This window comes from Shewanella sp. MEBiC00475 (genome assembly GCF_005234075.1).
Classification (GTDB): Bacteria; Pseudomonadota; Gammaproteobacteria; order Enterobacterales; family Shewanellaceae; genus Shewanella; species Shewanella polaris.
Window position 1 is genome coordinate 4,328,209 of sequence record NZ_CP039928.1, and the last position, 24,669, is coordinate 4,352,877.

Consider the following 24,669-nt stretch of genomic DNA (forward strand, 5'->3'; position numbering starts at 1 on the left):
TGGTTTTCGATTTCTAAAATACCGTTTTGTGAATAAAGGATAGAGTTCAATGCGCAGTCATTATTGTGGAGACATCAATAAGTCTCATCTAGGTCAAGAAGTTACTTTAGTCGGTTGGGTTAATCGTAGTCGAGATTTAGGCGGAGTGGTTTTTTTAGACTTACGCGATAGAGAAGGGCTAGTACAAGTTGTTTATGACCCAGATCTAAAAGATGTTTTTGATATAGCATGCACATTGCGCAGTGAGTTTTGTGTTCAAGTTAAAGGCTTTGTTCACGCGCGTCCAGATAGCCAAGTTAATTCACAAATGAAAACCGGCGAAATTGAAATCTTAGGTAAGCAACTGACGGTTATTAATGCTTCAGCACCTTTGCCATTAAGCATGGATAATTATCAGAATAATAGTGAAGAACAACGCTTAAAATACCGCTATTTAGATTTACGTCGTCCAGAAATGGCCGAGCGTATTATGTTTCGTGCAAAAGTGACCAGTTCGGTTCGTCGTTTTTTAGACAGTAATGGCTTTTTAGACATCGAAACACCTATTTTGACCAAAGCGACCCCAGAAGGTGCCCGTGACTATTTAGTCCCAAGCCGTACTTATAAAGGTCAGTTCTTTGCGTTGCCACAATCGCCACAGTTATTTAAGCAATTATTGATGATGTCCGGTTTTGACCGTTATTACCAAATTGTTAAGTGTTTCCGTGACGAAGACTTACGTGCTGATCGTCAACCTGAATTTACTCAAATTGATATTGAAACCTCTTTTATGTCTTCTGAACAAGTCATGGAAAAAACTGAGCAGATGATGCGCGGTTTGTTTCAAGACTTATTGAATGTTGATTTAGGCGAGTTTCCTCGCATGTCATACGCCGAAGCAATGAAGCGTTATGGTTCCGATAAACCGGACTTACGTAATCCACTTGAATTAGTTGATATTGCCGATTTAGTTAAAGATGTTGAGTTTGCGGTATTTAATGGCCCAGCAAATGATGTCGAAGGCCGAGTCGCGGCATTACGCATTCCAACGGGTGCATCTTTGTCACGTAAGCAAATAGATGATTACACTAAGTATGCTGGTATTTATGGCGCCAAAGGCCTAGCGTGGATGAAGATAAATGATTTAGCAGCAGGTATGGACGGTATTCAATCTCCAGTGCTTAAATTTTTAAATGAACCTATTGTTAACGATATCATCAGTCGTACTGGTGCTCAGACAGGCGATATCATTCTATTTGGTGCTGATAAGGCTAACGTTGTGGCTGAAGCCATGGGTGCATTGCGCTTAAAAGCAGGTGAAGACTTCAAACTTCTTGAAGGGCAGTGGCGTCCAATGTGGGTTGTCGACTTCCCGATGTTTGAGAAAATTAATGGTGGTTTCCACGCCGTTCATCATCCATTTACCGCGCCTCGTGGCATTAGTGCGGAACAATTAGCTGCCGATCCTGGTGTCGCGATTTCTGATGCTTACGATATGGTCTTAAACGGTTGTGAGTTAGGTGGTGGTTCAGTCCGTATCCATAACGCAGAAATGCAAAGCACAGTATTTGATATTTTAGGTATTGAAGCTGAAGAAGCGAATGAAAAATTCGGCTTCTTACTCGAAGCATTACGTTATGGCACACCACCACATGCTGGTTTAGCATTTGGTTTAGACCGTATTATTATGCTAATGACGGGTGCTAGCTCAATTCGTGACGTGATGGCTTTCCCTAAAACCACCACCGCAGCATGTCCGTTGACCAATGCGCCAGGATTTGCAAACCCAGTTCAACTTGCTGAGTTAGGCATTGCAGTGGTTGAAAAAGTTAAAACAGAAGAGTAAATCGCTAACGTTAGCCATTTGCTCGCTCTTAACAGGGCACTAGATACCGAGGCTTTTGCCTCGGTATGTTTTTACAAGTAGACCGTTTTACTTGGAATATCCTAGTGGATAATAAGGAGCCATTATGGCAGGACACAGCAAATGGGACAATATTAAGCATCGTAAAGCAGCACAAGATGCTAAACGCGGTAAATTGTTCACTAAATTTATTCGAGAACTGACAGTAGCTGCTCGCGAAGGCGGTTCTGATGCTGATTCCAATCCCCGATTACGCGCTGCAATTGATAAATCCTTATCAAATAATATGACCCGCGACACCGTAGAACGAGCCATTAAACGTGGGGCTGGTGAAATGGATGGGCAGCAATTAGAAACCATTATTTATGAAGGCTATGGCCCAGGTGGTACAGCTGTCATGGTTGAAACCATGACAGATAATCGTAATCGTACTGTTTCTGGTGTTCGCAATGCCTTTAATAAGTCGGGTGGCAATTTAGGCACCGATGGTTCGGTGGCATATTTGTTTACTAAATCTGGCATTATTTCCTACGACACCGACACTGATGAAGATAGTTTAATCGATAGTGCGTTAGAAGCTGGTGCAGAAGATGTTATCACCCACGAAGATGGTTCAACTGATGTTTTTACCACTCCAGATGCATTTGGCAAAGTGAAAGATGCACTTGATAGCGCTTGTTTTGAATCTGTTAATGCTGAAGTGACTATGATTGCCTCATTAAAAGCTGAGCTCGACGCTAAAACTGCTGAAAAATTTTTACGTTTAATCGATACCTTAGAAGACCATGATGATGTACAAGAGGTATATCATAATGCTGAGATTTCTGATGATGTTATGCAAGCGTTAGATAACGAATGAGGCATCAATGGCGATCATTTTAGGGGTTGATCCTGGTTCCCGTATTACTGGCTATGGTGTTATTCAATGCCAAGGCCGTCAACAGATTTACCTTGGTAGTGGTTGCATCCGAACATCAGCCGATGAGTTACCACAACGTTTACAACAAATTTACGCAGGCTTATGCGAAATTATTACACAATATCAGCCGGATGAGTTTGCCATTGAACGGGTATTTATGGCAAAAAATGCCGACTCAGCCCTTAAATTGGGCCAAGCTCGCGGCGCAGCCATTGTCGCGGCAACATGTGCGGGGTTGCCTGTTGCTGAATATAGCGCAACCCAGATAAAAAGTGCTGTAGTTGGCACAGGTCGAGCTCAAAAAACGCAAGTGCAACACATGATTAAGCAATTGTTAAAGCTACCTGCATCACCACAAGCGGATGCCGCAGATGCATTAGGGGTAGCAATTTGCCATTTTCATACTTATCAAAGTCTTATTGCCATGGGCGGTAAAGCTAGCAGCAGAACATATGGAAGATACAAATGATAGGTCGTCTAAGCGGAATATTAGTTGAAAAACAAGCGCCTGAAGTTGTCATTGATGTCAATGGTGTCGGTTATGAGTTGCAAGTACCTATGACTAGCTTCTATGAATTACCTGGGTTAAATCAAACTACGATGTTATTTACCCATTTTGTGGTACGTGAAGACGCTCAGTTGCTTTATGGTTTTATCACTAAACAAGAGCGTGCATTATTTCGCTTATTAATTAAAACGAATGGTGTTGGGCCTAAGTTAGCATTAACGATTCTATCTGGTATGACAGCATCAGAATTTATGTCATGTGTCGAACGCGATGACATTGCCACCTTAGTTAAGCTACCTGGTGTGGGTAAGAAAACCGCTGAACGTTTAGTGATAGAAATGCGTGATAAACTTAAAAGCTTGCTTGAAGCCTCTGCTGGTACAGAACGCGAATTTATGCTGCAGAGTAATTATACTCCGGCTATTGTTGAAGACAGTGCTGAAGAAGATGCTATTTCAGCTTTATTATCATTAGGTTATAAACCTGCGCAAGCCAGTAAATCAGTGGCAGCAGCTTTCAAAGAAGGTATGAGTTCTGAAACCTTAATTAAAGCTGCCTTAAAATCAATGTTATAAATAAATGATATTCATAAACAGGGTCCATAATAATGATTGAAGCTGATCGTTTAATTCAGCCGCAGGAACAAGGTCAAGATGAACTTATAGATCGTGCTATGCGTCCTAAAATGTTGGATGAATATACCGGTCAAGATGATACTCGAGCTCAGCTTAAGATTTTTATTCAAGCTGCGATAAATCGTCGTGAAGCCCTTGACCATATGTTGATTTTTGGCCCTCCAGGTTTAGGTAAAACCACCTTAGCGATGATTGTAGCCAATGAAATGGGCGTCAATATTAAATCTACTTCTGGACCCGTGCTTGAAAAGGCCGGCGATTTAGCTGCCTTGTTGACTAACCTTGAAGAGGGCGATGTACTCTTTATCGATGAAATTCATCGTTTAAGCCCTGTAGTAGAAGAGATCCTTTATCCGGCGATGGAAGATTACCAACTTGATATTATGATTGGTGAAGGTCCAGCAGCACGTTCGATTAAATTAGATTTACCGCCATTTACACTTATTGGTGCCACAACTCGTGCTGGGGCGCTAACGTCGCCATTGCGTGCGCGTTTTGGTATCCCATTACGGTTAGAATTTTACAATGTGAAAGATCTCACTACAATTGTGACACGTTCAGCTAAGGTGATGGAGCTTGAGGTTGATCAGCAAGGGGCTATTGAGATCGCTAAACGCTCACGGGGAACCCCTCGTATTGCTAATCGTTTATTACGTCGGGTACGTGACTACGCGGAAGTAAAACATGATGGTAAAGTGACCCAAAAAGTCGCTGAATATGCGCTTGATTTGCTCGATGTTGATGAACAAGGTTTTGATTACTTAGATAGAAAATTGTTATTGGCTATTATAGATAAATTTATGGGTGGCCCAGTAGGATTAGACAACCTCGCTGCAGCTATTGGTGAAGACAGAGATACGATTGAGGATGTATTGGAACCTTTTTTAATTCAACAAGGGTTTATCCAACGCACGCCAAGAGGTCGTATTGCCTCCCAAAGGGCATATGAGCATTTTAGTTTGGTTAAGCCTGAATAGGCATATTGCCTTGTTTTACTCATTTTAGGTTGATGACAATGTCTTATTGATTTGAACTAGGGACTAATGTCGAGCTACCCAGTAAAATAAAACCAGCTTTCGCTGGTTTTATTGTTTATTGCTAGTTTAAAAATAGGCTTAAGCTTACCGCTTAAATGAATTAACCTAACGCTTCAGTTGCTGAACTCTTTTGAATTAACTCAATTTTGTATCCATCTGGATCTTCAACGAAGGCAATTTCAGTTTTACCACCCGCCACAGGGCCTGGAGCGCGAGTAATTTTGCCGCCAGCGGCTGCAATGGCATCGCAACGAGCATAAATGTCTTCTTCGCCAATGGCTAAATGTCCAAAGCCATTGCCTAAATTATAGGTATCGACACCCCAATTATAAGTTAACTCGATAACGGCTTGGCCAGTGGTTTCCTCACCAAAACCAACAAAGGCAAGGGTGTACTTGTATTCAGCGTTTTCAGATTGACGAAGTAGCTTCATTCCCATCACTTGAGTATAAAATTGAATGCTACGTTCTAGGTTGCCTACACGGATCATCGTATGAAGTAATTGCGACATGATTTGCTCTCTTATAAAAATTTATCTGACTTTAACAAGCTCAGATGACAATGAAAAGTTTTGCTGTACTGATTGGTAAAAACTTAAGCCCTCAAAGATCAACTGCCATCGATTAATCTTGAATAGATATTGATTATATTTTGCTATGGCTCACATTTATTAGGTTAATTTTTGGGTAAATTAGCTTAAAGCGTTATTATTACGTTATACCCATTTGGAGGCAAGAAAATGAATACAGAATTAAAAATGGCATTAGGTACTACTGTTGTTATTGCGATTTGTTTTAGTGCATTTTTTGTGTCGATGTTTTAAGCACCAGCAAAAAATAGATAGTTTAATGAGATTTACGATATGATAAATGTATTGGATATTAATTGATGAGTTATCATCCAATACATTGATATAAAACCCCAAAGTGTCTTCGGTGCTTTGGGGTTAATCTTCTGGGTATACTTTATCTTTAAACTCACATAAATCTTCAATTATACAGCTACCACATCGTGGCTTTCTGGCTAAACAAGTATATCGTCCTTGTAAAATAAACCAGTGATGTACATCTACTTTAAATTCACTCGGCACCACTTTTAACATCTTCTGCTCGACTTGATCGACATTCTTTCCTGGGGCAAACTTAGTCCGATTAGCAACTCTAAATATATGAGTATCAACTGCAATGGTAGGCCAGCCAAATGCTGTGTTGAGTACTACGTTTGCTGTTTTGCGACCTACGCCTGGTAAAGCCTCTAATGCTTCACGATTTTCTGGTACTTCACCTGCATGTAAATCAATCAACATTTTACAAGCGTTAATGACATTAACGGCTTTGTTATTGTATAAGCCAATGGTTTTTATGTATTGTTTAAGACCGTCAACCCCTAAGTCGAATATGGTTTGAGGTGTATTAGCAACTGGAAATAGTTTGGCGGTCGCCTTATTGACACTGACATCAGTCGCTTGTGCTGATAACGTGACAGCTACGAGTAACTCAAACGGACTTGAAAAGTTCAATTCGGTTTCAGGCTTTGGATTATTGTCTCTTAATCTTTTAAGAATTTGAATTCGTTTATCTTTATTCATAATAATCGTTCAATGTAGGGTTAATTAACAATGAGTAACAACGGATTATCGTTAGCTTACTTTGGTGATCCGTGCGCGCGTAACACCAACACTTTCAGCTTTAGGCTGTCTGGCTTTTACGCGACTATCGATGACATTTTTAAGGGCAATGAGTAATCCCATGCCAATAAATGCCCCAGGCGGTAACATCGCTAATAAGAAGGGCGTATCTACATGCCATACATGTATGGTTAGCACGCTGGCCCAATCACCTAATAATAAATCCGCCCCACCAAATAGAGTACCTTGACCGAGCAATTCACGACTGGCGCCTAATACCACCAAAACCGCGGTAAAGCCTAATCCCATCATTAATCCATCGAATGCCGAATGAGCTAAAGAATTACGAGAAGCAAATGCTTCAGCACGGCCGATGATGACGCAGTTAGTCACAATCAGAGGTAAGAAAATACCCAATGATAAGTACAAGTTATAGGCATAAGCGTTGATCAGTAATTGCACACAAGTAACGAGTGCCGCAATGATCATCACAAAAACGGGGATCCGAATTTCTTTAGGAACAAAATCACGTACCAATGACACTAAAATATTAGAGCCTATCAATACCAACAGTGTTGCAACCCCCAAGCCTAATGCATTGGTGATGGTTGCGGTAACAGCAAGCAAGGGACATAAGCCAAGCAGTTGAACTAATCCTGGGTTATTTTTCCACAAGCCTTGTGCAGCGATTTCACGATAGTTACTCATGGTTGGCCTCACAGGTATAATGACTTTGGTAAAGTGTTAGACGATGTTGCTCAACATATGTGAGCGCATTAGCAACCGCTTTAACATAGGCTCGCGGTGTTATAGTTGCTCCGGTAAATTGATCAAACTGGCCACCATCTTTTTTCACTTTCCAGATGTTGAGATTGTCTTTAAATAATTTACCCGTGAAATGGGTTACCCAATCAGATTTTCGTAGATCAATTTTATCACCTAACCCCGGGGTTTCTTGATGCGAAAGCGTACGTACACCCAAAACGACTCCTTGATTATCTACACCGATAATCAGTTTTATCGCGCCGTTATACCCATCAGGAGCTATGGCTTCAATAGCGATGGCAACTGGAGATTTGTCTTTATAGGCTATATAGGCGGGTAGGTCGCTTTTAGTGCCTAATAATTCAGGTGAATTAACGAAAATACACTGTTCACTGAGCACATTATCGTGTAATTCAGTTGGAATAATTTGATTTAAAATTAAGGTTAGTTGTTTTTGTTGTTGTAATAATATGGTGTCATTGGTTAACGCATTCACCCATGCAACAAGCCCAGTACAGCATAAGGCAAATAGCCCGAGTAACAGACCATTTTTAACCATAGGGTTAGTTGTTAAAATAGACATAGTTAATTTCCTGCTCGATGGCCATAACTGCGTGGACGAACATAATAATCAATAAATGGCGCGCACATATTGGCGAGTAATACTGCAAATGCAACGGCATCAGGATAACCACCAAAGGTACGGATTAGGTATATGAGTAAACCAATCATTGCACCAAAAATAAGCCTACCGCGAGTACTAGTAGCAGCTGTAACCGGATCGGTAGCAATGAAAAAAGCGGCAAGCATTGTCCCACCTGAAAATAAATGCATCATTGGGCTAACGAAGGTGTCCGGACTCATTAAAAAGCCAATACTGGCGCAAATAAACAAACTAACCAAAATTGATCCACTGATTTGCCAGCGGATAACCTTAAGCTTTAGCATTATTAGTCCACCTATCAGGTAGGCTAAATTAACCCAAAACCAACCTTCGCCAACACTGCCAGAGAAGATCGTCTTAGTCATACTTTCTGTTGTGGTTAGCCCCATAGAGAGGTCTGTTTTTAATGTGTCTAGCGGCGTTGCCATGGTGGTGCCATCAGTCGCCAAATGGAAAAAATCTGCAGCATAGCCACTATTTAGTTGAAAGATGCTGTTGAACGTATGCAATATATCCGCACTATGTAAGCTTAATGTTTGTGGTGCAACCCATGAGGTCATTTGCACCGGAAATGAAATCAACAACAAAACGTATGCGGCCATTGCTGGATTAAAGACATTATTTCCCAATCCACCATATAGTTGTTTAACGATAACGATGGCGAATAATGTTCCGATGACAATCATCCACCAAGGTGCTAAAGGTGGAATCGCTATCGCGAGTAAGCTTGCGGTAACTAATGCACTATTATCGGTTAACGTGGCAATAATATTTTTATTGCGTAATTTCATCACTGCTGCTTCTGCTAAATAAGCCACAGTAATGGCGAGCAATAATTGTACTAAGGTCCCATAACCAAAATAATAACTTTGTACAGCAATACCTGGAAGAAGGCATAACGCGACACGTTTCATCACCGTATTGGTGTGCAATGTTGTGCCGACATGTGGAGATGAGGCAATTTTAAATGCCATAGTTATTGTTCCTCTTGCTTAGCACTGTTTGCCAGCTTTTTAGCTTTTGCTTTGGCAACTGCGGCGGCAATCTTAGCTTTTTTATCATCGACAGGATTGGTTGAATTAAGGTCTTCAACTACGGACGGTGTGTTAATTTTATCCTCTATTACCGTGTCATCGACAGGGTCGCTTGTATCGATAACTTCAGCATCGGTTGATGTCTCGGTGGTTTTATCGATGTCTGGTTCCGATGACGTTGGAGTTGACTCATTAGCTAAAGCTGCTTTTTTGGCTTTAGCTTTAGCCACTGCAGCAGCAATCCTCGCTTTTTTGTCATCGATAAGGTCGCTTGTATCAATAACTTCAACTTTAGTTGATGTCTGGATAGTAGTATTGTTGTTTAGAACTACTGATATCGGGGCTGACTCATTAGCTAAAGCCGCTTTTTTTGCTTTAGCTTTAGCGATTGCGGCAGCAATCCTCGCTTTTTTGTCATCGACAGGGTCGCTTGTATCGATAACTTCAGCATCGGTTGATGCCTTGGTGGTTTTATCGCTGTCCAGTTTCGATGATGTCGGGGCTGACTCATTAGCTAAAGCTGCTTTTTTTGCTTTTGCCTTAGCAACTGCGGCAGCAATTTTAGCCTTTCTGTCATCACCTGGGGTTGCTGTTTCTGTGCTATTCGTTTCATTTAATGGTTTATTTGCATCATCCACTGCCATGCTATCTGGCTGAGTCGACTCATTAGCTAAGGCTGCTTTCTTCGCTTTAGCTCGTGCAACAGCCGCCGCAATTTGTGCTTTCTTGTCATTGATGGGGTCAATACTTTTATCAGCAGATCCATCAGTTACACTCACCACCGTATCTTGTTCACTCAGCTGTGATTGTGCTGCCAATGCCGCTTTTTTCGCTTTAGCGCGCTCAATGGCAGCACTAACAGCAGCTTTCTTAGTGTTTGAACTGTCGATTGCTACTTTTTCTGTGTTGATGCTTGGCGTTACTACAGCATCTGATCCTATTGTTGCATCTTGTGCTTTTTTAGCGGCAATACGTGCCATGGCTGCTGCAACAGCATCTTTATCGCCAGATTTCATATTTGCTTGGCGTTTGGCGGCAGCTTGCTTGGATTTTTCTTCACGCGCATTTTTTTCATCTTCAAGTCGTTGTAAGCGAGTTTCAAATCGAAGCTTGGCTTTTTCGGCTTGAACTTTTTCTTCGGCGCTATTTTTTAACGCTGATTTCGCGACGCGATAGTATTCAACCAAAGGAATATCACTTGGGCATACATAGCTGCAACAACCACATTCAATACAGTCTTTTAAGTTAAAGCTCGCAGCTTTATCGTATTCCTCTGCTTTTGCATGCCAGAATAATTGTTGTGGTAACAACAATGCAGGGCAGGCAATAGCGCACTCTCCACAACGAATACAGGCCTTTTCATCTTGATCAGGGGCTATTTCAGCTTTGCTTGGTGCCAGTAAACAATTGGTGCCTTTTAATATAGGCACATCAAGATCGGCTAATGCGTATCCCATCATAGGGCCGCCCACGATGACTTTTTGTGAGCGTTCTGGCTTGAAGCTGACTTGACCGAGGGCGTCAGCTACCGTTGTGCCTATTCTAAGCCAGTAGTTCCCTGGTTTATCGACGCGCTCACCCGTTAACGTTACTACGCGCTCAATCAGTGGTTTACCGTGTAATACCGCATCCTGGATGGCATAGGCGGTCCCAACGTTATGCATAACAATACCAAGTTGGGAAGGAATGGCACCACTTGGGACTTCTTTGCCGGTAATAATTTGAATCAGCTGCTTCTCGCCACCAGAGGGGTATTTGGTCGGAATAACCGTGACCCGAACCATGTCATTAGGCAATGAACTACGCGTGATAGCTGATTGCATTGCCTGTGCGGCTTCTGGTTTATTGTCTTCAATGGCGATGACGATGCGCTGTGGATTAAGCAAATGCTCAATAATACTCACACCCGCTAAAATTTCATCGCTGTGCTCACGCATTAATCTGTCGTCAGCGCTGATGTAGGGTTCGCACTCAACACCATTAATAATAACTAAGTCGATTTCACTGGCAGGGTTTAGTTTTACATGGCTAGGAAACGCTGCGCCGCCCATGCCTGCAATACCGGCTTGTTTTATTTTCTCTAAAATAGCCGACTTTGACAGTTGCTCTAATTGATTTGCTTCGAGTTCACACCAAGTATCTTGACCATCAGCTTCAATAATACAGCTCAACACGGGCAATGAAGACGGATGATTACTGGTATGTTGTTCAATTGCAACCACGGTTCCTGAGCTAGGGGAATGGACGGGCAAATAAGTAAATCCAACTCCATCAGTGAGTCTTTGGCCTTTTAATACTTTGTCACCCACTTTGACACTGAGTGTTGCTTGTTGGCCCACAAGCGGAACCGGCACAATAAACCGAGACAATAAGGGAAGAGATGAAATTGCTGTTTGATTAGATAATTTTTTAAGCTCAGGCGGGTGGATCCCACCTGGAGAATGCCACAATGTGCCTTTATCTAATTGCTCTAAAAATGTTAGCACCGTTTATCCTCCTGTTCAGGATGGATCACGTTTACAGGGATCGCGCGTAACTTCCAGTCCCAATTTTGTATTGTTGTTTCTACCGGGATCATATCAATACAATCGACGGGACATGGTTCAACGCATAAATCACAACCGGTACAATCTTTGGCTATGACGGTATGCATTAATTTACCGGCACCTAAAATGGCATCGACTGGGCAGGCTTGAATGCATTTGGTGCAACCAATACATTCATCCTCGCGTATGTAGGCTACTTTTTTTACGCTACTTTGGGCGGCTTCCCCCAAAGGCTCAGGTTCTACACCCATGAGCTCAGCGATTTTTTCCATAGTGGCAGTTCCACCTGGAGGGCATTTATTAATCTTATCGCCATTAGCAATTGCTTCGGCATAAGGCCGACAACCAGGATAACCACATTGACCGCATTGGGTTTGTGGCAGCAAGGCTTCAACTTGATCGATGATTGGGTTTCCTTCGACTTTAAATTTTCTCGAAGCAAAACCTAAAATGACGCCGAATACCAGCGCCAAAATACTCAGCACGGCTACGGCAATTAATATACTCGTTATCATTAGTTAACTAGCCCCGCAAACCCCATAAAGGCTAATGACATTAAACCTGCAGTGATCATAGCAATTGCGCCACCTTGGAAAGGTAATGGCACATCTGCAGCGGCTAATCGCTCACGCATCGCTGAAAATAAAATCAACACTAATGAAAATCCTACCGCAGCGCCAAAACCGTATATTGCAGATTGAATAAAGTTATGATCTTCATTGACGTTAAGCAATGCAACGCCTAATACCGCGCAGTTAGTGGTAATTAGCGGTAAATAAATGCCTAAGGCTCGGTGTAAGGAAGCACTGGTTTTTTGGACAACCATTTCAGTAAATTGTACTACGACGGCAATCACTAAGATAAAGCTCATGGTCCGTAAATAACTGAGATCGAATGGCTGTAACAGAAATTCATTGGTTAGATAACTTAGGATGGACGCTAAAGTGAGTACAAATGTTGTTGCCATGGACATACCAATGGCCGAGGCTAGTTTGCTCGACACACCCATAAAAGGGCATAAGCCCAAGAATTTTACCAGAACGAAATTATTTACCAGCACTGTGCCGATCAAGAGGAGAAGGTACTCTGTCATTGCTACAATTTTTTTGACCAATAGATCCTATTATTATCTTAGGTTTGGCGCAGATAAACAACGGATAAAAAATAAGGTTAAACAATTAATGTTCAACCTTAGAAGAAAATCGCACTTTTTAAGCTTTATTAACACTTTTTTTACTGTTTATTTAACAATAACTCAGGTTTAGCAATATAATATCCTTGCAAACCATCTACTAAGAGTTTTTCTAAGATAAGTTTTTCGTCTTGTTTTTCGACACCAGTAGCAATAACACGAATGCTAACGCGTTTAGCGATGTCGACGATCATCCGAATGAAAAACTTATTATTGTTATTTAGTTCAATATTTTGGCTATAACTGCTGTCTAATTTTATAAAATCTGGTTTAACTTCACGGAAAAACTTAAATGATGTAAACCCTAAACCGAAGCGTTCAATGGCAATTTTGGCGCCCACTTTATGCATTGCAGCGACAAATTGGTGACTAGCATCTAAATTAGTCTGCATTCCAGATTCATTCAGTTCAAACACTAATCGAGCTGCTATGTCTCTATGTTTAGACAATATGTCTCTTAACCACATGGTGAAGTTTTCTTGGAGCGCCGAAGAAGCACTAATATTAACCCCCAGCGCCCCTGAGATACTTGGATTATCACGCAGAGTTTTAATGATTTGAATAACAATCATTTTATCTAAGTCAACACTCATCTCATAACGTTCAGACATCGCAATTACAGTGGTAGTCGGTAAGTTTTTACCCTCAGCATTGTAAAATCGCGCTAATAATTCGCGGTAAACAGCAGTAGCATTATTACAAGGTTGAATAGGTTGTTGATAGAATTTGATACTTTGACGATGAATTAAATCGTCAATAGTGATTTTCCAATGATCATTACCAAATTGTTCATTACCCGTTAATTTTTCCAATTGATAATAATGATTTGGCCCAAGTGTCTGTGCCACGCTAACAGCACTATCAGCCAAAGCCATCAACGCTAATGGTTTATTTCCTTGTTCATAAGGCACCATTCCGGCATGAGCAATAGTGTCACTTTTGGTATTTTGAGCATATTCATCGAGATAGCATTTAAGTAGCTCTAAAAATCGGTCACCCTCAATAAGGGTTATTCGGTCAATAAAAATTGCAAAATCACCACTTGATACTCTAAAGCAAAAGCTTAACCCAAGGGTCGATACGGCTTTACGGATACAAGTAGCAAGTTTTGCTAAATAATCATCACCCGCGGCATGGCCATATAATTGATTAATGGTTGCTAATTCTGTTGCCCTAACAAGCACCAGAACACCATGCTGTTGTTTGGATTTGCTAATTGCATCAATATGTTGTGTAAAACGCTGCCGAGTTGAAAACCCAGTGACCGGATCTTGATAAGCCGCTTTAGTTAATTCGTCGTTCTCTTTACGTACGCGTTCTAAACTGAGTTTTAATTGGCTGCGGCATATTTCTAATGCACTTCCTATGGGACGAAGTACTCCTGGGAAGCGAGATTTTTCAAGTGCGAGAAATGATAAGTCTGGAATGTGAGTTATGTATTCTGCGGCATAGTTAATTCTTCGACGATGCAATTGCATTAATAGCGCAAATAACAACATCAAAGACACGTAAGCAACAATAAGTAACGTTGTGATTTGTTCAAAATCATCAACACTAGACGACAAAATATTTGTGGTGTCTAGTCTAATTTGTAAACGTCCGTCAGGGAAGTTGTGCACTTGGCCGAGCTCAATATTAAAAAGTTGATTCGCAATATCGTCTGATGAGTGTACTAAACTGCCATGAGTAAAATTGTAATTACTGTCAATGTCATGAATATATTGAAAAAAATGGAAAGAAAAGTCTTTCGACATCCGTTGGTATAATACCTCTCCACTGCCATTCCATTTATCAATGGTTTGTACATATTGTTGATAATTAGCGAGTGCTATTTCACCTTGAGCTTTTATTTCACGATTTTCTACCGTGTAGATCCGGAAAATTAATAAACCGAAAATGATAAAAAGGACAAGTTGAAAGGATCTCGATAAGCCCATAAAACATATATTCCCATGAGTCCGTTTGGCTCAATTCGCTCGCTTTGGCGCCACTTTCGTGAACCAATATTCGAACAACATCTTTAACCAAAAAGTTAGTAGTTAACAATAGTGCATATAATAACCAAGATTATAGCAGATTAATTATTAATCTAAGGCTTTATTTATAATAGAGAATGGAGATAAAAAAACGATATATTATGTGATTTATAAATTGTTGGTCATTCAATGTGAAAGGGTGTTGTTCTTTAGAAGTAGGAGTCTATATCGAAGGGGATGTAATAAGTATTAATGGCTCCCCAAACTGGACTCGAACCAGTGACATACGGATTAACAGTCCGCCGTTCTACCAACTGAACTATTGGGGAAGCGTGTTATTACTAATAATGTAGATTTTGAAATGGCTCCCCAAACTGGACTCGAACCAGTGACATACGGATTAACAGTCCGCCGTTCTACCAACTGAACTATTGGGGAAGCGTAATACTTCAAATTTTTGTATCGATGGCTCCCCAAACTGGACTTGAACCAGTGACATACGGATTAACAGTCCGCCGTTCTACCAACTGAACTATTGGGGAATTATTTTCGATACAGTAAACGTTGGCTCCCCAAACTGGACTCGAACCAGTGACATACGGATTAACAGTCCGCCGTTCTACCAACTGAACTATTGGGGAATTACGCTTACATCTCAACTTATATTACTAATTGGCTCCCCAGACTGGACTCGAACCAGTGACATACGGATTAACAGTCCGCCGTTCTACCAACTGAACTACTGGGGAAACGTTTTTAGCAATGTATTGCTGAGAACGGAGCGCATAGTAAAACGCTCTGGTAACTGAGTCAACTCGAGTTATAAAAAAAAACGCATTTATGTGACTAATTGGTTATCAAATACACATCGTGCACGACTTTTGGGCATTTATGTCAATATTTAACAATGAATTTAAAATTAATCACTTATCTTAAATTTCACGCGCTATGCCGTTACGAGGATATTTTTGTGAATGTTCAAATATGGGATAAAGATAAATAGCTGTCTATTACAACATTTTTGAGCCCTAAATTTGAAGCATAAGGAGCATCTTAAACGATATAAATTAATTACAGTATTGAGACATTCTGTCATCATAATCTTGATGGGTAGACTGAATGACAATACCTTAGTGAAAACTACATTAGTTGTTATATCTTAATGGTGTGTTTCAATGAAATAGAATCGATAAATGAAATAATTAGAAACCTCAATAATGAACATAGGGCGTGAGTTTTGCTAGGTTAAGCAATCCTCTGATGGATATTCTTTGAATATTGATTACCTAAACTTAATGAATTACGCGTTAAGTTGTGACGCTTCTCGTTAAAAAAGCTGGTAGTTGCTGATCAGAAACTTCAACTTTATAGCGGTGATCGTAGTGAGGATCGTCCATGAAGTATTTTTAAGGTAATGCTTAATAACTTAATTCGCATTATTCATAACCAATTGTCGTGATCATTCGTATTAATAGTCAAATGTAATTAAATTTCATCATAACTTTCTTACACTTTTTTGAATTAGACTAGGGCGCTACCCCGCAGCAGTATTGAGCTTTAGTGAGTTATCCACTAAATCTGTGGATAAACTTGTGGACTTCTACTGTAAATAAGCTGCAATCCCTTATGGCGCTTGGGTCGGACTTAAAATGGTACAATTAATTGGCGGTTAATTATGTTGTTTTTAATCAATGGTATATAGAAATCAATAAGTTTTTTTGTTCACTGTTCTGTCAGTTGCAAAATTGTAATATCTTTAAATTAAAGATTGTGTATTAAATTATGCTTTAGTCATGTTTATCTGTGGATTATAGGTGTTTTTAGGCGATCTAAAGGTGTTGTTTGTAACTTTCATATAATGATCATTATTTTGTCATATTGATGGGTTAGGTAATCAATAATGAGCTTAATTAAACATCTTAAAGTAAATCTCAAATATCTCAAATATCTCAAAGTGAATCAATATGATGAGTCTTTATCATCAAAATAACGACTGTTTTAGAGTTAGTAGTAACAGTGCAATACTATTACCTATCGCCATTTACCCGTGTTTTGGTATATGATTATGAGTCAATAAAATAGGAAATTGTGTAGTGTCAGAGTCAGTATTTTCTCTAGAGTCCAAATTCGAACCCGCCGGTGATCAACCTACAGCGATAAAAAAATTAGTCGATGGCTTAGAAGCGGGTGTTGCCAGTCAAACACTATTAGGCGTAACGGGTTCAGGTAAAACTTACACTATAGCTAATGTGATTAAGCAAATGGGTAGGCCAACCATTATTATGGCCCCCAACAAAACCCTTGCTGCGCAGCTTTATGGTGAAATGAAAGAGTTTTTCCCACATAACGCGGTTGAATATTTTGTTTCTTACTATGATTACTATCAACCAGAAGCTTATGTACCTGCTTCTAACACCTTTATAGAAAAAGATGCATCTGTGAATGCTCACATTGAGCAAATGCGTCTATCGGCTACTAAAGCGCTATTAGAGCGCAAAGACGTGGTACTTATTGCCTCAGTTTCAGCCATATATGGTTTAGGCGATCCTGATTCATACATGAAGATGTTATTGCATTTGCGCCAAGGTGATTTTATGGGCCAACGAGACATCCTCATTCGGCTCAGTGAATTACAATACAAACGCAATGATATTGAATTACAACGCGGGACTTATCGAGTCCGCGGTGAAGTGATTGACATTTTTCCGGCAGAATCTGAACGCGAAGCCATTCGAATTGAATTATTTGACGATGAAATTGAGCGCTTAAGTGAATTTGACCCATTGACAGGACAGATTAACAAGCGGATAGCGCGCACTACTATTTATCCTAAAACCCATTATGTGACACCTCGAGAAAAAATCATTGCAGCGACAGAAGATATTAAACAAGAACTTCGGGAACGTCGTCAATATCTACTCGACAACAATAAATTGATTGAAGCTCAACGCATTACCGAGCGTGTACAATACGATATTGAAATGATGGTTGAGTTAGGTTATTGCTCTGGGATTGAAAACTATTCGCGGTATTTATCTGGCCGTGCACCTGGTGATGGTCCACCAACTTTATTAGATTATTTGCCGGCAGACGGTTTATTAATTATTGATGAATCCCATGTAACAGTGCCGCAAATTGGCGCTATGTACAAAGGTGATAGAAGTCGAAAAATGAACTTAGTGGAATATGGATTCCGATTACCGTCAGCTTTGGACAATCGCCCGTTGATGTTTGAAGAATTTGAGCGGTTAATGCCGCAAACCATTTTTGTTTCAGCGACCCCTAGTTTATATGAACTTGAAAAAAGTACTGGCGAGATTGCAGAACAAGTTGTCAGACCAACAGGATTACTTGATCCTGTGCTTGAAGTTCGCCCAGTTGGCATTCAAGTTGATGATCTCTTGTCTGAAATCCACAAACGCGTAGCGGTAAATGAAAGGGTGCTGGTCACCACATTAACCAAACGGATGTCAGAAGATCTTAGTGAATATCTTGACGAACATGGGGTGAAGGTTCGTTATTTGCATTCGGACATTGATACTGTTGAACGAGTTGAAATTATTCGAGATCTTCGTCTAGGTCGTTTTGACGTGCTGATAGGTATTAACTTGTTGCGTGAAGGTTTGGATTTACCAGAAGTGTCATTGGTGTGCATTTTAGATGCAGACAAAGAAGGTTTTTTACGTTCGGAACGTTCATTGATCCAAACCATAGGTCGTGCCGCCCGTAACGTTAACGGTAAGGTCATTTTATATGCCGATAGAATTACCAACTCTATGGCTAAGGCCATGGGAGAAACTGAACGCCGTCGTGAAAAGCAACACCAGCATAACCTTAAACTCGGTATTGTGCCTCGTGGCGTAGTGAAGAGTATTACCGATGTGATGGATGTAGGTGATACTAACTTCAGTAAAGGGACCCGTAAAAACCATTCTAAATATGCTGAAGTGGCTGAAGAAAGGGCAAAATACAGCAGCATTGCCGATTTAAGTCATCAAATAGATAAACTTGAAAAACAAATGCACGAACATGCTAAGAACTTAGAGTTTGAGCAAGCTGCAGCCGTACGTGATGATGTTAAACATTTACGCGAGTTAATCATTGTAAATAGTTAATAGCCACTAAAATAAACCTAATCATGTGTATCATTATCGTCCCCTTGCCAGAAATGGCTGGGGATTTTTTTAACAAAAAATCTAATGACTTAATTAAAATACCAGCGGTTGTCACCGGAGGTAATGATTATCGGCCTAGATATTATTATAGCGTTAATGTCATTTTGTATTACTTTGTATCAATCGACTTGTGGTTTTTGTTAACTTAAACAGCCAATAGCGTTTGTTCGATTACTTATCTGATGATGGATTTATAGCACACTTAAATAAGGATCATTTATGGCAAAATTAAATTGGGGTATTGTCAGTGCCGGTCGAATAGCAGCGTTATTTTGTCAGGATTTAACCTTTTCGGCTAACAGTCATTTATATGCTGTTGCAGCGCGGCAACAAACGGATGCCAATGCATTTGCGAAGCAATACGGCATCGAAAAGGCCTATCAAGGATATCAAGCATTATTTGATGATCCAGAAGTTGATATCGTGTATATCGCCACACCACATAATTTTCATTTTCAGCAAGCTTTTGATGCCTTAATGGCTGGTAAGCATGTGTTGTGCGAAAAGCCGATGACGGTGTCGATTGAAGAATGTCATATTTTGGTTAAGCTAGCTAAAGACAAAGGCTTGCTGTTGATGGAAGCATTATGGACTTATTTTTTACCGGCAATGCAACAAGCCAAAAAATGGCTAGATGAAGGCCGAATTGGTCAGCTTAAACACGTTAAAGTCGATTTTGGTTATCCGATCCCATTTACGCCAGATGGACGTGAATACAACCCGCATTTAGCCGGTGGTTGTTTATTGGATATGGGAATTTACCCATTGGCGATTGCCGATTATTTTGTTAAAGCAGATATCGATATTCTGTATGTTCAAGCACATGTATGTGAAACAGGTGTTGAAGATGATGTGATTATTATTGGTAAAAGTGGTGATGTCACAGTGAGTTTAGCCGCGACGTTTCTGTGCCGATTAAGTAATAACGCTTATCTTATTGGTGACAAGGGGTACATTGTTATTCCGGACGCATTTAGGGCATATGAATGCAGTATGTATCATCTAGATGAGTTGGTTGACTCATTTACTGATAACAGACAATCATTGGGATATCATTTTGAAGCCGATGAAGCATGTCGACTTATCGAACAAGGTGAGCAAGAAAGTATGGTGGTAACACATCAACATAGTCTATTATTTCAATCACAAATAGCCAGAGTTAGCGCATTAATAAAATAATGGCTCATCTCTTAGTGCTTGTACTAAGAGATGACTACAAATTGTGGCGCTATGATGGTGTTAGCGTAGTAAACACCATTAGCCAGCACATTGGTTAGCTAAACTATTTTTTACAGACAAGGGCTATTGATTAGGTCAGAAGTCATTACGTTAACTTTTTTAATGCCTCGATAATATCATCCGGCTCTGAACGTGTTCTGTAGTCAACGTCGACATAGCGCCAGGTGACAACTCCGTCACGGTCGATGACAAATGTAGCGGGAATAGGTAATACACTGCCATTGCCGTTATTGATTGCCTCAAGATCAAGTTTGCGATCTACTCGCATATGCTGAGAGAGAAACGCCGGTACTTCCCAAGCAACACCATATTGTGAGGCCACTTTTGCGTCTTGATCAGACAATACAAAAAAGTCTAAATTATTCATTTCATCTTTTGTCATAGAGCCATCTGGTACTTGCGGACTGATGGCAACTAATTGAGCTCCAAGGGCTTGAATATCTGCTAAACGTGCTTGTAATGCTCTAAGCTGTAGGTTGCAGTACGGACACCAACTGCCACGATAAAATGTCACTACAACAGGGCCTTGTTGCAGTAAATCAATTAAGGATATTGATTGTCCATCTGAATTAGGTAATGAAAAATCAGGCGCTTTTTGGCCAAGGTCAATCGCACTATTACCTTGTTGAAATACTTTTGCTTGCTCAATAATATCGTCGACGATTTTCATAAAATCAGGGTTCTTTTGTCGTCCCTCGTTAATTTTGGCTTCTGTTTGCTGTTGTAAACTTTTCATATATTCCCTCGATGGCAACTAATTTATCTGCCTTTGGCTGACTAAACAGTGATTGGGGCTTTGTAAATAACCTCCGCTCGGGATAAACGGTTATCAAAAAGTCCTTTGTCTCGCTAACTGTGTTGAATTGACTCGCTATTAACGCACCGATGCGCCTTGTTAGTAAAAAAAATGACAGTTTGATATGAAATAGGCCGAATATTGTCATTTTGCCTTACATATCCCACCTATTAACCCGAGTTGAGGTTAAATATAATTTGGCTATAGAGTAAAGTGTTAGCATCTATAATGAAAATGTTATTATTTTATGGAATCTATAGCGAAAACGTATTTGAGGTGATTGTGGATATAAAAACACTGAAAAGTTTTATCAGCGTAGCGTCACATCAAAGTTTTTCTGGTGCGGCTCGTGAGCTCAACACCGTGCAACCGGCTATTAGCCGTCATATTGCCATGCTGGAACAAGAGTTAGGAGTACTGTTGTTTACTCGCAACTCTCGTGAAGTGATGATCACTACAGCAGGTGAGCAATTACTTAGTGATGCTAAGCAAATACTAGCACTGACCAGTAAAGCTAAAAGCCAAGTAAAACGCGCCCATGATGGCCAAGTCGGCGAGCTTAATATTGCTTATTTAAGTTCAGCATGTTTGACCTTTATGGCGGATTTAGTTCGCAGCTATTCGCAGCAGTATCCTGATGTGCATATCACTTTATTTGAAATGACTGCTACAGAACAAATTGAAGCATTTAACGCTAACCTTATAGATGTTGGTTTTTCGCGGCCACTACCTAGCGGGATCATGGATGAATTTAATAGCTGTGATATTTACATCGACAAGTTGGTGGCCGTTGTGGGTCAACACCATCCACTGGCTGAATATAGTCAAATAGAGCTTGGTCAATTACAGCAGCAAAAAATGATCATCTTTAACCGTGACGAGGCAGTAGGTTTGTTTGACGATACCATTATGCTGTGTAAACAAGCGGGGTTTTCTGCAAATATTATTAGTCAACCTACACATATGCAAACCTTGTTAACTGAAGTGGCCGCAGGTCTTGGTGTTGCTATTGCGCCTTATTGTATTCGTAAATTATTCAGTCAAGGTTGTCGATTTTTACAATTAACGGATGCACATAAAGCCATCCCCACTCAGCTGCATGTAAAGCGTACCAATCATCGTGCTACTGTAGATTCTTTTGTCGCTTTGGCGTTACATAACAAAGCGAAAATTGCCAAAAGTATGGCTTAAGTATTACCGCTGAGTATTGTCAAGTTAACGACGATACTCAATATGTTAAATAAATAACCAGCGGAAAGAATTTATTATGAGTGAGATTTTGCTGCAAAATAAGCGTTATTCAGAACTTGATTGGTTGCGAGTAGCACTTATTTTTGCTGTGTTCCTACACCATGTGTTTATGCCGTTTAATGGTGATGACTGGCATGTGATGAACAATGAGTCGAGCAAGGTGCTTGACGATATCATGGTGTATTTTGAACAACTCAGGTTACAAACATTGTTCTTTATTGCAGGAGCGGCCAGTTTTTTGTTACTGCAAAAAATGCCCACTCGCAAATTTCTATCGAGTAAGTTTCATCGGCTTTTTATCCCTTTGCTGGTGGGAATGATATTGATTGTGCCGCCACAACATTATTATGAGAACATCACTGAATATGACTCTTTAGCATCTGCCTATGGCCAGTTGATGTTGTCGTTTGATAGTAATCATTTATGGTTTATTGAGTTTTTAGTCATTTTCATGTTACTTGCTGTGCCATTTAGGTATTTGTTAACATCTCAAACTGGCAATAAGTTACAACAATGGCTTGAACGAATAAGTCATCATCGTTTTGGCTTGCTCTCTTTAGTTTTGCTGTTAATCGTATTGCGTGGTGCGCTTAAATATATCGCGCCATCAGATAGTCACCATATCGAAAACTTATCATTGAGTGTGTTCTATTTGTTTTTCTTTTTTGCAGGCATGTGCTTTGTCAAAAGTGAGCTTATTTGGCGCGCGTTAGCAAAACATCGATACATCTATTTAGCCAGTTTGCTCGTGAGTTCAACACTGTTTTATGGCTACTATTACTCACCTGATTTAAGCCCTTATTTATCGTTAACTGCCCGTTGGCAATTATGGTGGTTAGTTTGTACGCTAGTGTCTTGGTCTGGATTATTAACCATGGCAGGTTTTGCAATTGCCCATATTAAAAAAACACCAACATGGCTATACCAAACCAATGAGTTGATCTATCCGTTTTATATTTTGCATCAAACGGTAATAGTGATGTTGGCGTTTTATATAGTGCAGTGGCAGGCTTCAATCGCACTTAAATCAGTGAGTTTGTTATTGAGTGCTTTTGTGGTGTGTGCCTTGCTATGTTATTACTTGATTAGGCCGTTCAAGGTGACACGATATTTATTTGGACTAAAAGTATTGCCTGTATCTGAATAGCAAATGACTCAGTTTGTACTGTAATGTTTAGATAAATAGTCAATAATAAAAGATTTTCATGCCATTAAACTCGTTTAACGGCATTTATCTATCCTTCGTGAGCTAAATACTCAAAAATTTGTTCCATGCTCAGATTAAAGTCATCAGCTCGCACACACTTAACAATTAAGTCATCGGTCACTGTTGCTAAGTCAATTTTGTTTCCTGCTTCAAAATGATCCGGTTTTAAATGATAGAAGGGTCTGACTAGCGGGCGGATAGGATCTTTCGGGTTATGGTCTTCGACAATAGCGAGTCTATTTGATTCAAGTTGAACCACCGAACCAACAGGATAAACTCCCATACAGCGAATAAATTGATCGACTAAGTCTTTATCCAATTCATTTTTTTCAGCTAACGCACGTAAAATACTGAATGCTTTAACTTGGGCATAACCTTGTTTGTAACAGCGATTCGAAGTCAGAGCATCAAAAATATCGCATATACTGATCATGCGCCCATAAAGGGTGATTTTTTCAGCAGGTACACCAAATGGATAGCCTAATCCATTGAGTTTTTCATGGTGTAAGCTGGCTACTTCCAAGCTCAGTGGACTGATACCTGAAGTATTTTTCATGATATCAATCGAATAACTGGCATGAGTTTTCATGATATGAAACTCTTCATCAGTCAGTTTTCCGGGCTTGTTTAAAATTCGATCTGGGATCATGATTTTGCCAACATCATGTAGAAATGCACCAATAGCCAGTTGATTAACAATGCCTTTGTCGATTTTTTTGTAAACGGCAAACATGGTCATTAATACCGATACCGACACAGAGTGCTCTAATAAGTATTCATCTTTATTACGGATATTGATCACGCACGACAAGGCATTTGGATTATTAAAAATCAAATCTGTTGATTCAGCGGTTATTTTTTGCACCGGATCCATGTCCAGTGGCAAACCATGTTGTGCATTATGAAACAGTTTCTTCTGAATGTCTTTTGACTCATTAAACACTTGACGTGCTCTGACGATTTCTTGATTAAAAAAGTTTGCTTTGACATCGAAGCGGGCTGGTGTGACTTTACGAGGCGGTTGAGTCATAGGCCTACTGACTTTTTGCTCAACTTTTTCTATATTAACTTCAGTTTTACTGGTATCAATGAGTAGCTTAGTAACCGATTTACGTTTTAATGCTTCAATAACTCGCTCGCTTTTAAGCACCCCTGGTTTAGTAAGTGAAAAGGTATCTTTGGGTTCGGTTATTTCGACCACATACATTCCAACACAAACGTCAGCAATGTTATGTTCAATCAGCATAAATCGGCT

20 protein-coding genes and 5 tRNA genes are annotated in these 24,669 nt (G+C 40.1%); 9 read left to right on the top strand and 16 right to left on the bottom strand.

All coding sequences use genetic code 11. The annotated features are described in order from the left end of the window. Positions 1-49 precede the first annotated feature (49 nt). The 5 genes from aspS (at position 50) to ruvB (ending at position 4,882) form a co-directional block, all read left to right on the top strand. Positions 50-1,825 carry an aspartate--tRNA ligase gene (aspS, locus tag FCN25_RS19160; RefSeq protein ID WP_137226972.1) on the top strand — a complete coding sequence of 592 codons (1,776 nt, stop codon included), beginning with the start codon at positions 50-52 and terminating at the stop codon, positions 1,823-1,825. A 124-nt stretch (positions 1,826-1,949) separates the two neighbouring features. Further along, entirely contained in the window at positions 1,950-2,702 is a 753-nt protein-coding gene (locus FCN25_RS19165) for a YebC/PmpR family DNA-binding transcriptional regulator (protein WP_137226973.1), read from the top strand. 7 nt (positions 2,703-2,709) lie between these two features. Continuing rightward, positions 2,710-3,231, top strand: a complete 522-nt coding sequence (gene ruvC / locus FCN25_RS19170) for a crossover junction endodeoxyribonuclease RuvC (protein ID WP_101087026.1) — start codon at positions 2,710-2,712, stop codon at positions 3,229-3,231. Further along, positions 3,228-3,845, top strand: coding sequence for a Holliday junction branch migration protein RuvA (ruvA, locus tag FCN25_RS19175; protein ID WP_137226974.1), 618 nt, complete (start codon positions 3,228-3,230; stop codon positions 3,843-3,845). The genes ruvC and ruvA overlap by 4 nt, the downstream gene beginning before the upstream one ends. A 32-nt stretch (positions 3,846-3,877) precedes the next feature. After that, positions 3,878-4,882 (top strand): Holliday junction branch migration DNA helicase RuvB, encoded by a 1,005-nt coding sequence (ruvB, locus tag FCN25_RS19180; protein ID WP_137226975.1) that lies wholly within the window; start codon positions 3,878-3,880, stop codon positions 4,880-4,882. A gap of 160 nt (positions 4,883-5,042) precedes the next feature. Here ruvB and gloA read toward each other — a convergent pair whose 3' ends face one another. From gloA to FCN25_RS19250, 14 genes are all read right to left on the bottom strand, one after another. Continuing rightward, positions 5,043-5,453 carry a lactoylglutathione lyase gene (gene gloA / locus FCN25_RS19185; protein WP_137226976.1) on the bottom strand — a complete coding sequence of 137 codons (411 nt, stop codon included), beginning with the start codon at positions 5,451-5,453 and terminating at the stop codon, positions 5,043-5,045. 435 nt (positions 5,454-5,888) lie between these two features. Beyond that, positions 5,889-6,530: an endonuclease III gene (nth, locus tag FCN25_RS19190; protein ID WP_137226977.1), complete on the bottom strand. Its 642-nt coding sequence runs from the start codon at positions 6,528-6,530 to the stop codon at positions 5,889-5,891. 51 nt (positions 6,531-6,581) lie between these two features. Continuing rightward, the gene (locus tag FCN25_RS19195; protein ID WP_137226978.1) at positions 6,582-7,277 is read right to left on the bottom strand and encodes an electron transport complex subunit E; all 696 of its coding nucleotides are present in this window, start codon (positions 7,275-7,277) and stop codon (positions 6,582-6,584) included. Then, the gene (rsxG, locus tag FCN25_RS19200) at positions 7,270-7,893 is read right to left on the bottom strand and encodes an electron transport complex subunit RsxG (protein ID WP_175405954.1); all 624 of its coding nucleotides are present in this window, start codon (positions 7,891-7,893) and stop codon (positions 7,270-7,272) included. The genes FCN25_RS19195 and rsxG overlap by 8 nt, the downstream gene beginning before the upstream one ends. Positions 7,894-7,919: 26 nt before the next feature. Continuing rightward, on the bottom strand, positions 7,920-8,972 hold the full coding sequence (rsxD, locus tag FCN25_RS19205; RefSeq protein ID WP_137226980.1) for an electron transport complex subunit RsxD: 1,053 nt from the start codon (positions 8,970-8,972) through the stop codon (positions 7,920-7,922). A gap of 2 nt (positions 8,973-8,974) precedes the next feature. Further along, positions 8,975-11,518, bottom strand: a complete 2,544-nt coding sequence (gene rsxC, locus FCN25_RS19210; protein ID WP_137226981.1) for an electron transport complex subunit RsxC — start codon at positions 11,516-11,518, stop codon at positions 8,975-8,977. Then, positions 11,512-12,090, bottom strand: coding sequence for an electron transport complex subunit RsxB (gene rsxB, locus FCN25_RS19215; RefSeq protein ID WP_137227483.1), 579 nt, complete (start codon positions 12,088-12,090; stop codon positions 11,512-11,514). The genes rsxC and rsxB overlap by 7 nt, the downstream gene beginning before the upstream one ends. Positions 12,091-12,092: 2 nt before the next feature. Beyond that, the gene (gene rsxA / locus FCN25_RS19220; protein ID WP_137227484.1) at positions 12,093-12,671 is read right to left on the bottom strand and encodes an electron transport complex subunit RsxA; all 579 of its coding nucleotides are present in this window, start codon (positions 12,669-12,671) and stop codon (positions 12,093-12,095) included. A 140-nt stretch (positions 12,672-12,811) separates the two neighbouring features. Continuing rightward, the gene (locus tag FCN25_RS19225; RefSeq protein ID WP_137226982.1) at positions 12,812-14,707 is read right to left on the bottom strand and encodes an EAL domain-containing protein; all 1,896 of its coding nucleotides are present in this window, start codon (positions 14,705-14,707) and stop codon (positions 12,812-12,814) included. Positions 14,708-14,999: 292 nt separating this feature from the next. Beyond that, positions 15,000-15,075, bottom strand: a tRNA-Asn gene (locus FCN25_RS19230). Between the two features lie 33 nt (positions 15,076-15,108). Beyond that, a tRNA-Asn gene (locus FCN25_RS19235) sits at positions 15,109-15,184 on the bottom strand. 28 nt (positions 15,185-15,212) lie between these two features. Further along, a tRNA-Asn gene (locus FCN25_RS19240) sits at positions 15,213-15,288 on the bottom strand. 23 nt (positions 15,289-15,311) lie between these two features. Further along, a tRNA-Asn gene (locus FCN25_RS19245) sits at positions 15,312-15,387 on the bottom strand. Positions 15,388-15,419: 32 nt separating this feature from the next. Then, a tRNA-Asn gene (locus FCN25_RS19250) sits at positions 15,420-15,495 on the bottom strand. Between the two features lie 1,344 nt (positions 15,496-16,839). Here FCN25_RS19250 and uvrB point away from each other — a divergent pair. Together uvrB and FCN25_RS19260 are read left to right on the top strand one after the other, a co-directional pair. After that, complete coding sequence (gene uvrB / locus FCN25_RS19255; protein ID WP_137226983.1) at positions 16,840-18,861, top strand: excinuclease ABC subunit UvrB; 2,022 nt, start codon at positions 16,840-16,842, stop codon at positions 18,859-18,861. A 279-nt stretch (positions 18,862-19,140) separates the two neighbouring features. Further along, positions 19,141-20,100, top strand: coding sequence for a Gfo/Idh/MocA family protein (locus FCN25_RS19260; RefSeq protein ID WP_137226984.1), 960 nt, complete (start codon positions 19,141-19,143; stop codon positions 20,098-20,100). A gap of 145 nt (positions 20,101-20,245) precedes the next feature. Here FCN25_RS19260 and FCN25_RS19265 read toward each other — a convergent pair whose 3' ends face one another. Next, on the bottom strand, positions 20,246-20,896 hold the full coding sequence (locus FCN25_RS19265) for a peroxiredoxin-like family protein (protein WP_137226985.1): 651 nt from the start codon (positions 20,894-20,896) through the stop codon (positions 20,246-20,248). 288 nt (positions 20,897-21,184) lie between these two features. On the opposite strand from FCN25_RS19265, the gene FCN25_RS19270 reads away from it, so the two are divergent. Beyond that, complete coding sequence (locus tag FCN25_RS19270) at positions 21,185-22,147, top strand: LysR family transcriptional regulator (protein ID WP_254693684.1); 963 nt, start codon at positions 21,185-21,187, stop codon at positions 22,145-22,147. Between the two features lie 76 nt (positions 22,148-22,223). After that, positions 22,224-23,354 (top strand): acyltransferase family protein, encoded by a 1,131-nt coding sequence (locus tag FCN25_RS19275; RefSeq protein WP_137226986.1) that lies wholly within the window; start codon positions 22,224-22,226, stop codon positions 23,352-23,354. Between the two features lie 88 nt (positions 23,355-23,442). Here FCN25_RS19275 and FCN25_RS19280 read toward each other — a convergent pair whose 3' ends face one another. Then, entirely contained in the window at positions 23,443-24,660 is a 1,218-nt protein-coding gene (locus FCN25_RS19280; protein ID WP_137226987.1) for an HD-GYP domain-containing protein, read from the bottom strand. Positions 24,661-24,669 lie beyond the last annotated feature (9 nt).